General features: G+C 40.0%; 13 protein-coding genes. 7 read left to right on the top strand and 6 right to left on the bottom strand.

The window, feature by feature from the left end; all coding sequences use genetic code 11:
* Window positions 1-3 precede the first annotated feature (3 nt).
* The 6 genes from K7X70_RS11355 to K7X70_RS11330 all read left to right on the top strand — a co-directional run bounded on the left by K7X70_RS11355 (window position 4) and on the right by K7X70_RS11330 (window position 5001).
* Complete coding sequence (locus K7X70_RS11355) at window positions 4-825, top strand: glycosyltransferase family 2 protein (RefSeq protein ID WP_222537222.1); 822 nt, start codon at window positions 4-6, stop codon at window positions 823-825.
* Between the two features lie 17 nt (window positions 826-842).
* The gene (locus tag K7X70_RS11350) at window positions 843-2072 is read left to right on the top strand and encodes a glycosyltransferase (protein ID WP_222537221.1); all 1230 of its coding nucleotides are present in this window, start codon (window positions 843-845) and stop codon (window positions 2070-2072) included.
* A gap of 54 nt (window positions 2073-2126) precedes the next feature.
* The gene (locus tag K7X70_RS11345) at window positions 2127-3047 is read left to right on the top strand and encodes a glycosyltransferase family 2 protein (protein WP_222537220.1); all 921 of its coding nucleotides are present in this window, start codon (window positions 2127-2129) and stop codon (window positions 3045-3047) included.
* 4 nt (window positions 3048-3051) lie between these two features.
* Window positions 3052-4026, top strand: a complete 975-nt coding sequence (locus K7X70_RS11340; protein WP_222537219.1) for a glycosyltransferase family 2 protein — start codon at window positions 3052-3054, stop codon at window positions 4024-4026.
* Between the two features lie 330 nt (window positions 4027-4356).
* Window positions 4357-4545: a hypothetical protein gene (locus K7X70_RS11335; protein WP_222537218.1), complete on the top strand. Its 189-nt coding sequence runs from the start codon at window positions 4357-4359 to the stop codon at window positions 4543-4545.
* Window positions 4546-4554: 9 nt separating this feature from the next.
* On the top strand, window positions 4555-5001 hold the full coding sequence (locus K7X70_RS11330; protein ID WP_438268959.1) for a hypothetical protein: 447 nt from the start codon (window positions 4555-4557) through the stop codon (window positions 4999-5001).
* 222 nt (window positions 5002-5223) lie between these two features.
* Here the strand turns inward: K7X70_RS11330 and K7X70_RS11325 are convergent, their stop codons facing one another.
* The 5 genes from K7X70_RS11325 to K7X70_RS11305 all read right to left on the bottom strand — a co-directional run bounded on the left by K7X70_RS11325 (window position 5224) and on the right by K7X70_RS11305 (window position 11653).
* Window positions 5224-6081, bottom strand: a complete 858-nt coding sequence (locus K7X70_RS11325) for a hypothetical protein (RefSeq protein ID WP_222537216.1) — start codon at window positions 6079-6081, stop codon at window positions 5224-5226.
* Window positions 6082-6158: 77 nt separating this feature from the next.
* Window positions 6159-9224 (bottom strand): translation initiation factor IF-2, encoded by a 3066-nt coding sequence (infB, locus tag K7X70_RS11320; protein WP_062550745.1) that lies wholly within the window; start codon window positions 9222-9224, stop codon window positions 6159-6161.
* Between the two features lie 116 nt (window positions 9225-9340).
* The gene (gene nusA, locus K7X70_RS11315) at window positions 9341-10576 is read right to left on the bottom strand and encodes a transcription termination factor NusA (RefSeq protein WP_222537215.1); all 1236 of its coding nucleotides are present in this window, start codon (window positions 10574-10576) and stop codon (window positions 9341-9343) included.
* Between the two features lie 2 nt (window positions 10577-10578).
* On the bottom strand, window positions 10579-11043 hold the full coding sequence (rimP, locus tag K7X70_RS11310; protein ID WP_222537214.1) for a ribosome assembly cofactor RimP: 465 nt from the start codon (window positions 11041-11043) through the stop codon (window positions 10579-10581).
* Between the two features lie 175 nt (window positions 11044-11218).
* Window positions 11219-11653, bottom strand: a complete 435-nt coding sequence (locus K7X70_RS11305; protein ID WP_222537213.1) for a hypothetical protein — start codon at window positions 11651-11653, stop codon at window positions 11219-11221.
* 18 nt (window positions 11654-11671) lie between these two features.
* Here K7X70_RS11305 and K7X70_RS11300 point away from each other — a divergent pair, with 18 nt between their 5' ends.
* Window positions 11672-12019 carry a phage holin family protein gene (locus tag K7X70_RS11300; RefSeq protein WP_222537212.1) on the top strand — a complete coding sequence of 116 codons (348 nt, stop codon included), beginning with the start codon at window positions 11672-11674 and terminating at the stop codon, window positions 12017-12019.
* 278 nt (window positions 12020-12297) lie between these two features.
* On the opposite strand, the gene K7X70_RS11295 is transcribed toward K7X70_RS11300, so the two are convergent.
* A complete protein-coding gene (locus K7X70_RS11295; protein ID WP_222537211.1) occupies window positions 12298-13437 on the bottom strand; it encodes an acyl-CoA dehydrogenase family protein in 1140 nt (379 codons plus the stop codon).
* Between the last annotated feature and the right edge of the window lie 57 nt (window positions 13438-13494).

The raw sequence follows: 13494 nt of genomic DNA, 5'->3' as shown, positions 1-13494 counted from the left end.
ATAATGAACCCTAAAATATCTATCATTACTGTCAACTACAACGACAAAGCTGGACTTCAGAACACCATAAAAAGCGTTGCAGACCAATCTTTCAAGGGTTTTGAATTCTTCGTTATTGATGGTGGCAGTACAGATGGCAGTAAAGAATTGCTGGTGGAACACGCAGCATTATTTACCCAGTGGGTGTCCGAACCAGACCGAGGTATTTACCACGCCATGAATAAAGGCATCAAAATGTCGAAAGGCGAATACCTGTTGTTTTTAAACAGCGGCGATAGCTTATACCATTCGGAAGTACTGGCACAGGTAAACCAGGAAATCACCGGGGAACATGGCATCTATTATGGCGATATCATTTATGATGAAATCAGCAAACAGACCATCAGGACTTTTCCTGACCGGTTAACTTTCGGTTTTTTTTACGAGCACAACCTCTCTCATCAGGCCAGCTTTATCAAAAGAGCACTTTTTGATAAATTTTTCTATTACAATGAATCCTTTAAAATTGTGTCCGACTGGGAGTTTTTCATCTATGCGATTTGCAAAAAAGACGTTCCTTATCAACATATCAACAGTATCCTCACTAATTACGATGCGACCGGGCTCTCTTCTAATGTGGATAACCATGTCATGATGAGGAAAGAAAGAGCAGCGACCCTGGATAAATTCTTTCCTGCATTTAAAGACGACTACATTTTCTTCCCGGAACTGCAGCAAAAAAGAATGAAGCAGTTCTTACTCCTGAAACAAAACAAAGTAGCCTGGAGAATTTTAAAAATGACCATGAGTGCCCTACAGTTCTTCCTTCCCAAACAGAAAGGATAAACATCAAACCTGATTTTATGAAAAAAATAAAAATAATAGAAGCTGTGAACCAACTTGGCTTGGGAGGGACGGAATATGCTTTGCAGTTATATAGCAAATTTTTCGACAAATCACGTTTTGAAGTAACCGTAGTTGCCCTGCTGGAGGGGGGACCAAGAGTGAAACTTATCGAAGATTTAGGCATCAAGGTGACCGTACTCAATGGTAATTTACAGGATTTTGCTGAACTATTAAAGGAAACTGACGTATTACATTGGCATGGAAATGGTATTTTAGAACCCGATTTGTACCAAATCATTAAGATGAATAAACCAAAAATAGTAATTCAAACTAATGTATTTGGCTTATTCGACAACAGTACTTATGACGTAATCGATTACGATCTTTTCATCTCCAAGATGATTCTGGTAAGACGTATGGAGCTGGACAAAAAGTTAAAAAACAATTTTGAGGACAAAAGAAAAGTCTTGCCTTATCCTGTCGATGTAGATCACCTCAGCAACTTATTGCCTGAACCTCCAGCAGTATTGAACTTCAAGAAACATAAAAACCTGAATAGCTTTTTTATAGTCGGTAGAATTGGCCGGGCGGATGACAATAAATTCGATCTGATCAGTCTGGATGGATTCAAAATATTTGCAGAAAAAATAAGCAATGCACGTTTCTTATTACTTGGTGCCACACCTAAAATGATAACTCATGCGCAAAAACTAGGGATCACTGATAAACTGATCATCTGTGAAAACACTTCTGATCTTCAGGAACTATTGTATTACTATAAAACTATTGATATTTTTCTAGCAGCAAGTGCCATTGGGGAAAGCTTTGGAATGGTGATTGCAGAAGCAATGACGGCTGGCACACCTGTCTTGACCATCAGCACAGAAGATCGAGACAATGCACAAATAGAGCTGGTAGACCACCAGAAAACCGGAATGGTAGCGAAAGCCAATCAGTATCAAATCGCCTCGGCACTCCAATATCTGTATGAAGATGAAACAGCGAGAACCCGCTTGTCCGCTGCTTCAAAAGAAAAAATTGTAAATGCTTATAAAGCTCAAAAGATTACCAGTAGTCTGGAACAATTAGTCTACAAACATCTTGGAATGGAAAGCAGCACTTTGGATAGCCTGGTCGCCAATTTTTCAAAGGATCTGATCAATGAATATACTAGAAGATGTCTAAATACCTATGGCCGTTCCGAAATGATGAAAAGTATTTTATGGCAGTTAAAAAAAATTCGCTAAAAACAAAGTCTACCTAACAGAAACCATTATTTTTACCTCATAATCACCTATCTCATGCCAAGAGTATCTGTTATCGTTCCTAATTTCAATCATGCGAAATATCTGGAGCAAAGAATAGAAAGCATTCTTTCTCAGACCTTTCAGGACTTTGAACTCATCCTTATGGACGATTGTTCCACAGATGACAGCAGGAAAGTTTTAGCCCGATACCGCGGCCATCCTAAAGTTACCCAGGTTATTTTTAATGAACAAAATAGCGGCAGCACTTTCAAACAATGGAAAAAGGGTGTAAATGTAGCTCAGGGCACCTATATATGGATTGCAGAAAGTGACGATTGGTGTGACCCCACCCTTCTGGAAACATTAATAGCCGGCATAGAAAAAGATAAAAACACAGTGATTAGTTATTGCCAATCTTATTGTGTGAACGACCAACATGACATTATTTTCCAGTCCAATCACCGCGTATTGTCAGAAACCGTAGACGGAAATCAATTTATTCAAAACTACTTATCAGTACCTGTGGCTATATTTAATGCAAGTATGGCCATCTGGAGAAAGGATAAATTTGACCAAATCCCTGAACAACTGACTACCTTCCGCTTTTGTGGAGATTGGTTTTTCTGGATCCAGTTGTCCAGATCTGGCAAGGTCCACATCTCTGGAAAAATCCTAAATTACTTCAGAAAACACGGCAACGATGTAAGTGGAAAAGCTTACCAGAGCGGATTGAATTTTGTAGAAGAGCTTAGAATCCTAAATATGATGTATACCGATCAATTGATTACTGAACGCCAATACTACCGCGCTTACAAGAAGAAATTTATTGATTACTGGCAAGTAAAAGATACCATCGAAAAAGCCAATAAAGATATCGTTAAAAACCTATTTAACAACTCGCTATCTACTAAAACTAGTATGATTAAATTAGTTCCGATTGCAATATGGAAGAAATTCAAGCAAAAGAAAAAATAAGCAAATGAATAAAGGAATTACTGTTCTTGTCTGCACTTACAATGGCGCCACCAGGCTTGCCAAAACCATTGAACACCTCGCTTCCCAAAAGACAGGGCCTGCACTTAAATGGGAGCTTATTGTAATAGACAATGCTTCTAAAGATGATTCTGCAGCGGTTGCACAAACAGAATGGAATAAATACAACCTGCCATCCGTTCCATTTATTATACTTTCCGAGCAAAAGCCTGGAAAGATTTACGCATTGGAGCTAGGTGCTGCAAAGGCAAAATTTGAATATCTTCTGATTTGTGATGACGACAACTGGCTAAATCCGGATTATCTGGAAAGGATGTATGCCGTTTTAGATCACCATCCACAAGTAGGTGCCGTTGGCGGGCAAGGAATTGCAGTATGCGATTTACCCTCACTCCCAACATGGTTTAGAGATTATGCAGAAGGCTATGCAACCGGTAAGCAAAGGCCACAAACTGGCGACGCTACGACCAATGGGCATTTATGGGGTGCAGGATTGGGCACACGGACTTCCTTATATCAGCAAATGTATATGGGTTTCCCTTCTTTATTGACAGGGAGGTTAGGCAAGCAACTGACCGCAGGAGAGGATGCCGAATATTGCCAGCGGTTAATCCTCGCAGACTATAAGTTGTATTATGACGAGAACCTCATCTTTAAACATTATATGCCCGAGAATCGCTTACAAAGTGAATACAGAGTTAATCTTTTTAAAGGCTTTACAGAAAGTAATAAGATCCTTCACAAATACTATCTGGCAAACGCGCTGAAATTGAAATCTGAAAAAAACTTGCTGACAAAAATGAGGTTATTGCTAGTTACCCCTTTCCGTTTCTTAACTGCAAGTACAATAGAACGCAAAGAAAAAGCAAAGGACACACTTATATTCCTAAGTCCTTTTGAAATCGGCAAAAACACAGTGATGCTAAAAATTAAAAAGTTTTATCAGGCGGTTCATCGCTAAAATTTTAATTATTCTTTCCATAACCAGGAAAAGAAGAATGTCTTCTTTTCCTGTGCCTGATTTCTCATTTTTACGTAACTGAGCAGCCTAAAATCCAAATTCATTCATCATCAAATCTTAGTTTTTGTACAGAAAACTCAAGCCAAAATCTTTCGTTCAAAAAACGCAACAAAAGTTAATTTATTTTTTACAAAAAACATATAAAATCTTTTTTTTAAAAATAAAAACATATAAATTTTATTTATTTTAATAAAGATTAACAAATTAAATAGTAAAACTATAAATTTCATTATTTATATTTTATTTCACCAAAACAATATTTAAAATATTATGAAAATCAAATATTTATCTTTCTTATTACTTATTTTAATAGTCACTGCCTGCAAGAAAGAAACATCTACAGATTTAATTGAAAAGGAATTGCCAGTAAAGGCTGATAAGGTAGGCGCTACGAGGCTTCCGGCCGATAGTTTAAAAAGCAGCTCTGTCAATGCAAGAGTTGCATTTCAACTTCCATAAAAACAAGAAATTCCCGGCCGAGTAATTCTTTACAAATTAATCCGATACAAGACAAATCAACATTTCATGGCATCAGGCCCCGAAGCTTATCAATTGATAAATACAATTAATAATGATGGATTTTCGGAATGGCAGGCTGATGGAAGTGTTTTTTATCTTTATGCTACTTCAACACATGATCAATTTTCAGGACCACTAATAGCGCTTTACAGGTACTATCGTCCCAGTAACGGAGATCACTACTTTACTACTTCAAGTGCCACTCCTGACCAATACATCTCAGAAGGCATAGTAGGATATCTTCAGTCAGGCCTTAATAATATGGGGTCAGGAGCTCCCATTTACTCTTATTTCAGACTGAAAGGCAAATTTGATCGGATATACACTCATGATTTTACTTGGATCGGGAATGGAAATAGTGATTGGTATTTAGAAGGCATTATTGGGTACCTTTAGACGCTCCTAAGCTAAAAAATCTTCTAATATTCGGCAAATAGCAAAGCGATTTAATTCGCTTCAAATTACAATTGAGAAGTAAGGTAATCATTATTTGCTTACTTGTACCCTCACACCACTCTACGTGCCGTTCGTGAGCCCCTATCGGCGCAGCATGAAAAAGAGACCATATCGTGATGATATGGTCTCTTTTTCTATTAAATTTTATGAGCCCGTTCGCTGCTAAGACTTTATTTTTTTCCAAAGCCTCAAAAAGAAGGACTTCCTTTTTACGGGCACTTGATTTTTAGTTTTAAATCTTTTCAGCTCCTCAGAATTCAAGATCTCACTGATTGTTCCCTTAAACAGGATCAATTTAGGCCAGGTAATCGGATAAAGCGGATGAAAGTTTCTCAGGCAATTGTAATTGTCTTCATCTACTGCATCCCATAGTTTAAAAAAGCTTTTGGTGTTGAAATCATCTTTATGGCTCCAATTGTTAAGTTTTTGCTGAATGTCTTCAGTCGTTCTTGCCCAGCTCTGGTGCAGCATTAAATTATCCCAATGTACTTGTTCATTGCCAGATGTATTATTCCTGGCCAGGTCATATACCGGATAATTAGTGGCAAAGCTAAGTGTTTCAAAAGAATCATCAATCAATAGAAAACCAGTAGGTAGTTCTTTAAATAAAGTAGCTACGCTACAATAAATGCTGGTTGGCTTTTCCGGATGATACGCTTTCAGCCTTTGAATAAAGGCTTCAAAATCTACAAAATATTCGTCCGAATCTATCTGGATGTACCAATCAGCCTTACCCATCCTTTTACCCAAAAAGTTTCTTTCTCTGGTATCGCATTCCATTGGGCTAAGACCAGGCAGGTAAAACTGGTCTTTATAAACTTTGATTTTCTCATCTTTATCAAATTTCTTAACCCATTCCCAAAACTGCGGATCAATTTCCAATGAGCCACCAGACCAGGTTTTCCCCTCTACATCTACGGCAAAATATATTTCATCCACAAAGTCATAGATTCTGGGCAATGAAGTTCTCACAAACTCGTAATCGTAGGAAATCAGGTAACCTGCTTTAATGGTCGTCATTAGTGTTTATATTTTTTATGCGTAAAAAAACCGCCACAGAGACTGTGGCGGTTAGTTATTTTATGTTTAAGAAAGCTTTACAACTTTCTTTTTACTTCTACTTGTTCGTAAGCTTCAACGATGTCACCTACTTCGATGTTGTTAAAGTTCTGAATGTTCAATCCACATTCGTAGCCTCTTGACACTTCTTTCACGTCATCTTTATAACGTTTCAACGAAGCCAGTTCACCTGTGTAAATTACTACACCATCTCTAACGATACGGATCTTGCTGTTACGAGTAATCGTACCATCCAATACCATACATCCGGCAATTGTACCCACTTTAGTGATTTTGAAAGTATCTCTGATCTCCACGTTAGCGGTGATTTTCTCTTCAAATTCTGGAGCTAACATACCTTCCATCGCTGCTTTAATCTCATTGATTGCATCGTAGATGATCGAGTAAAGTCTGATGTCAATTTGTTCCGCCTCAGCAAGCTTACGCGCTCCTGGGGAAGGACGAACCTGGAAACCGATGATGATCGCATCAGAAGCAGAAGCTAACAATACATCAGATTCAGAGATCTGACCTACTGCTTTACTAATGATATTGATTTGAATCTCTTCCGTAGACAGTTTCAATAATGAGTCAGATAATGCCTCGATTGAACCATCCACATCACCTTTAACAATCAGGTTCAGCTCTTTAAAGTTACCGATAGCCAAACGACGACCGATCTCATCCAAGGTAATGTGTTTCTGAGTACGAAGACCCTGCTCACGCATTAACTGCAGACGTTTGTTGGCAATTTCTCTTGCTTCAACTTCACTTTCCAGTGCATTGAATCTATCACCAGCCGTAGGTGCTCCCTGCATACCTAATACCTGTACTGGTACAGATGGGCCTGCTTTATCAACTTTCTGACCACGTTCGTTAAACAACGCTTTCACACGTCCGCTATAACTACCCGCTAAGATCGGATCACCGATTTTCAAAGTACCTGCCTGAACAAGAACCGTAGTAACAATACCACGACCTTTATCTAAGGTGGCTTCAATTACACTACCTGTAGCACGTTTGTTAGGGTTGGCTTTAAGGTCCAGCATTTCTGCTTCTAATAATACCTTCTCTAATAACAAGTCTACGTTTAGTCCGCTCTTACCTGAAATCTCCTGTGATTGGAAAGTACCTCCCCAATCCTCTACAAGGATATTCATTGTCGATAATTGCTCGCGTATTTTTTCTGAGTTTGCACCCGGTTTATCAATTTTGGTAAAGGCGAATACCAATGGTACGCCTGCTGCCTGAGCATGTTGGATTGCTTCTTTAGTCTGAGGCATTACTGCATCATCCGCTGCAACCACAATGATGGCAATATCGGCAACTTTCGCACCACGTGCACGCATCGCTGTAAAGGCTTCGTGACCTGGAGTATCTAAGAAAGTTACTTGTTTACCTGTAGGCGTGGTTACCATATAAGCACCAATGTGCTGTGTAATACCACCGGCTTCACCAGCCACTACGTTTGCTTTACGAATATAATCCAGCAATGAAGTCTTACCGTGATCGACGTGACCCATAATCGTCACAACCGGTGCTCTTGGTACTAAATCTTCTTCGCTATCTTCTTCTTCGATCAGGATATCGCTTTCATCATCCGGTTTCACGAATTGAATTTCGTAACCGAATTCATCCGCAACAATCGTTAATGTTTCTGCATCCAGACGTTGGTTAATAGATACGAACATACCTAAACTCATACAAGTTCCGATAATTTTCGTTACTGGCACATCCATCATTGTAGCCAACTCATTTGCCGTAACAAATTCCGTCACCTTTAATACTTTGGATTGTGATTCCAGCTCCATTGCTGCTTCGTCTGCAGAAAGCGCCACATCATCACGTTTTTGACGACGTAATTTTGCACGCTGTGCGAACTTACCAGATTTACCTGCTCCACTTAAACGGGCAAGTGTTGCTTTGATCTGATCCTGGATTTCTTTTTCCGTAGGTTCTTCTTTAGGACCGTTACCAGGAGATCCTGGTTTGTTGTTCCTGAAGTTTGGCCTGTTGGCAGTGTTATTCGTATTGTTCCTGAAATCAGGTCTATTGGTAAAAGTAGGTGCTGGTTTCGGCGCTGTTGTGCCTGTACCTGCAGCTCCTGGTGCCGCTTGATTTCCTCCGGAAGTATGACCTCCCTGGCCAGGATGGCCTGGAGTCTTTTTACGTTTACGCTTTCTCTTTGCATCATTGCTGTCTGCCGATGAGGCTACAGGTGACGATTTACGATCAGGTGTTACCGGTAATACAATTTTACCGATGATGTTTGGTCCTGATAGTTTTACAGAACGTGCCTTGATGACTTCCACACCGTCAGTTTTTTCAACTTTCGGAGCTTCCGCTACTTTAGGCGTTTCAATTATTTTTGGTGCTTCCACTGGTTTTGGAGTTTCTTTTACTTCTGGCTCTATTTTAGCAACAGGTTGCTCAACAGGCTTTGGAGTCTCTTCCACCTTAGGTTGTTCCACAGGTTTAACCACTTCCGCTTTTGGGGCTTCTACTGGTTTCTCAACTGCTTTTTCTTCTACAAGTGCTTTCTCCGCTGGAGCAGGGGCTGGTGTTGGTTCCACTACTTTAGGTGCTTCAGCAACTGGCTGAGGCACTTCTGGTGCTTCGTCTTTCTTCACCGGACGGGTTTTAGTATTTAAATCATCTAGATTGATTTTCCCTACTATTTTCACACCCGGCAATGCTCCCTCTTCAGGTTTCTCTTCTGTTTTTTCCACTACAGGAGCCACCGGTTTTGCCGGAGTTTCTTCTTTAGCTTTTTCTACAGGAGGAGTATACGAATGAAGGTTCTTAATTAAGATGCCTTCATTTTCGAATTCTACATTTTTTCTAGGTGCTTCTGCAGCTTTTTCGGCTGCTTCCGGCTCATCACGACGAATTTTACCAATAACAATCTGATTGGCTTCTTCTTTTACGATCTTATCGCCCTGAAACTCTTTCAACAGCGCATTATACATGTCGCGGGAGAGCTTAGTAGTGGGTTTATTCTCAACAGAAAAGCCTTTCTTTTCTAAAAACTCAACGGCCGTAGCTATGCCTACGTTAAGTTCCTTAACTGCTTTAAATAAAATTATTGGTTTGTCGTCTGACATTGATATCCTATTTTTCTTTTAATTCTTATACAAAAGTAACGTTTATTCTTGTTTATTTCATGCGTATGTGATTTGTTTTTAATGGCCACATAATTTTGACTGTTCAAGTTAACGTTTTATTCAAACTCTGATTTTAATATACTCATCACTTCTTTGACGGTTTCTTCTTCAAGGTCGGTACGTTTTACCAACTCGTCAATTGAAAGTGAAAGTACACTTTTTGCGGTATCACAACCGATTGATTTCAGCTCATCAATGATCCAGCTGTCGATTTCATCTGAGAATTCTTCAATATCCACATCCTCATCTTCTTCGCCTGCTTCACGATAAACATCGATCTCATAACCGGTCAGTTTACCTGCTAATTTAATATTATGTCCACCTCTACCGATGGCCAATGAAACCTGATCTGGTTTCAGATATACCGAAGCGTGTTTCGTTTCGTCATCTAACTTAATAGAAGTGATTTTTGCCGGGCTCAATGCTCTGGTAATATATAATGAAATGTTATTGGTGAAGTTAATCACATCAATGTTTTCATTTTTAAGTTCTCTCACGATACCATGTATCCTGGAACCTTTCATACCTACACAAGCACCAACCGGATCAATTCTGTCGTCATAAGACTCCACTGCAACTTTCGCTCTTTCTCCTGGCTCACGAACGATTTTCTTGATGGTGATTAAGCCGTCAAAAATCTCAGGAACCTCAATTTCAAACAAACGCTGTAAGAATTCAGGGGCAATCCTTGAAATGATAATTTTTGGAGTGGCATTGATCATATCCACTTTAAGGATTACCGCGCGAACAGTATCTCCTTTTTTGAAATAATCAGCCGGGATTTGTTCCGTTTTTGGCATCATCAACTCGTTGCCTTCATCATCCAGCACCAATGTTTCTTTCTTCCAAACCTGATAAACCTCTCCGGTTACAATCTCACCAACTCTGTCTTTATATTTTTTGAAGATCTCGTCTTTCTCTAATTCCAGCACTTTAGATACCAAGGTCTGGCGCGCAGCTAAGATTGCTCTACGTCCAAAGCTCTCTAAAGTGATCTGCTCAATGTAATCGTCGCCAACTTCCATATCAGGATCTAAGCGCTTTACTTCAGACAGTTCGATCTCCAGGTCATCATCTTCAGAAAAACCATCCTCCATCACCTTTCTAGTACGCCAGATTTCCAAATCCCCGTTATCCGGGTTAACGATGACGTCACAATTCTCATCTGTACCGTATTTTTTACGCAACATACTGCGAAATACCTCTTCCAGCACACTAATCACTGTAGGACGGTCGATATTCTTGAACTCTTTGAATTCCTGAAATGAATCGATTAAATTAATATTGCTCATTTTTATTTAAATGAAATTAAAACCTTTGTTTCTGTTATACTACTAAAGTCGATACTGGTTGCTTCCAGTGTCGCCTTTTTACCTTTTTCTTTAACCTTCGCTTCGATGGTTATGCCGTTCTCTTCAACAGAAAGCAACTTACCTTCTTTAATCTCGCCACCACTTAGCTTCACACTTAACTCTCTGCCAATGTTTTTAACATATTGTCTTTTCAGTCTCAGCGGTTCACCAACACCAGGTGAGGATACCTCTAAATTATAAGCTTTATCGATGGTATTTTCTTCTTCCAAATAAAAACCTACATGTCTGCTGATTGCTGCACAATCCTGGATACTAATCCCTTCATCGCCATCAACATGAATAATAAGCTTATTGTTTGGAAGCATTTTTACTTCTACCAAAAACAACTCCGGCCTATCCGAAATCTTCTCTTCAACTAACTCTGTTACTCTTTTTTCTACTTGCATAACCAATTTGCTAATAAAAGAAAAGAGGGGACTCCTGTCCCCTCTTGCCCTCTATTACAGTGCAAAGATATGAAATATTTTCACAAAATAAAAATGGATTTGATGTTATGTGTAATGTATGTGCAACTTTTTCAGCAAGATACGGAACAGAATCCAAGCCTTTGAAAGCGCTTGATTAGCGGTTCAAGACCTTTTGCTGCGGCTTAATGGTATAGCTTAATTTTCCTTTGATAATTTCTTCCGGCTTGGCGAACTGAATGTTCAGGTGTGTAATGACCAAATACTCGCGGCCCTTTACAAAAGGTTGTATCGGACTGAACACAAGGTTGCTGTCGGTCAAATTGATTGTTCCGGGAATTGCTTCTTCTCTGATGACCGAATCTTTTTCAGAAGGGGTTTGCAGAACTGAAACCAGGTCCATCAAAACAGAATCTCTATTTTTGAGTGCCTTCAACTCCAATAAACCTCTGGGATCAATGTGTGAAAACACGATCTTTGAACTGTCTGCCGAGAAAGCTATAGAAAGTGGCTTATTATTTGCATCGGAACATCCGGCAAAGAAAAGGCTGGCAGCGCCCAGCACCACTGGCCAAACAAAGTATTTAAACATATCACTAAATTACGCATTATGAAGATCATTGTAGAAATTTTATTATTGGGACTGGCCGTATTTCTAGGCGCCAAAATTATCCCTGGGGTTCATGTAGACAGCTATTGGGCAGCCGTTATTGCCGCAGTGTTGATTTCGCTGGCCAATGCCACCATTGGCACCATTTTGAGAATCTTCACTTTACCGATTAATTTTCTGACCCTAGGATTGGTTTCCTTCATCATCACCGTATTGATGATTTTACTGGTAGACAACATGATGAGTACCTTCAATACGAGCGGTTTCTGGGCTGCGGCCTTATTGGCGATTGTAGTTGCCGTAATTAAGGGATTACTTGGCGGTTTATTGGGAACCGAGAAAGATTAATTTTAAAATTATTGTCTAGATATTGCCCGGGAAGTGTTTGGGAAGAGAAGGGCATTACCATAGGGTTCGGAAGGGGTTACTATAGGGTTCGGATAGGGTTGCTATAGTCTCTGCTATCAAAACCCTATCCGAACCCTATAGTAACCCCCTCCAGACCTCTTAGAAAAGCAGGTTTCTTTCCGACCAGTACAGAAACTCTGCTGATCAAAAAAGGGCAACCCTAAGGATGCCCTTTTTTGCTGGTAAAGAAGCGCTTTACCAGTATACCCTGAAGTCTTTTATCTTAAAATTTCCCTGGAGATTACCATTTTCTGAATTTCTGTAGTGCCTTCATAGATCTGAGTGATTTTAGCATCCCTCATCATGCGCTCTACATGGTATTCTTTCACAAAACCATAACCGCCATGGATCTGAACCGCCTCAACAGTCACGTCCATCGCTACTTTAGATGCATATAGTTTTGCCATAGAACCGGCCAAAGTATAAGATAAGCCCTGATCTTTCATCCATGCGGCTTTATACACCAGCATTCTCGCAGCTTCAATACTAGTAGCCATATCGGCCAGCTTGAAGGCAATCGCCTGATGTTCTGCAATCGCTTTGCCAAATGATTTACGTTCTTTTGAATAAGCCAAAGCCAGTTCATAAGCGCCTGCAGCAATCCCTAAGGCCTGCGCAGCGATACCTATACGGCCGCCTTCCAGAGTTTTCATCGCGAAAGTGAAACCAAATCCATCATCGCCAATCCTGTTTTCTTTAGGGACTTTAACATCATTAAACATGAGGGAATGGGTATCAGAACCACGAATGCCCATTTTATTTTCTTTTGGCCCAACAGTAAAGCCTTCCATGCCTTTCTCTACGATAAAGGCGTTGATGCCTTTATGTTTCAAACTGCGGTCGGTCTGTGCAATCACCAGATAGGTGGAAGCGGTATATCCGTTGGTAATCCAGTTTTTCGTACCGTTAAGCAGGTAGTAATCGCCCATATCTACAGCGGTGGTTTGCTGAGAAGTGGCATCTGATCCGGCCTCAGGCTCTGACAGACAGAAAGCGCCGATTTTTTCACCTGCCGCCAATGGCTTCAAGTATTTCTCTTTTTGGAATTCTGAACCATAAGATTCCAGTCCATAGCAGACCAGGGAATTATTTACAGAAACCACCACGGATGCAGAGGCGTCAACTTTCGACAATTCTTCCATCACCAGGACATAAGATAGCGCATCAAGCCCGCTGCCATTATATTTTTCTGAAACCATCATTCCCAGAAACCCAAGTTCACCCAGCTTTTTTACTTGCTCGGCAGGGAATTTCTGGTGCTCATCTCTTTCGATAACTCCCGGCTTCAGTTCAGTCTGTGCGAAATCCCTGGCGGCCTGTTGAATCATCAATTGTTCTTCACTTAATTGAAATAGCATAATTATATAGATAAAAATATACGTACTGCCAAATTTAGTATTTCTAGATCAGATTAC

It is taken from the genome of Pedobacter polysacchareus, from assembly GCF_019802255.1.
Classification (GTDB): domain Bacteria; phylum Bacteroidota; class Bacteroidia; order Sphingobacteriales; family Sphingobacteriaceae; genus Pedobacter; species Pedobacter polysacchareus.
Note: the sequence above shows the minus strand (reverse complement) of the source record. Positions and strands in the feature narration are given on the sequence as shown.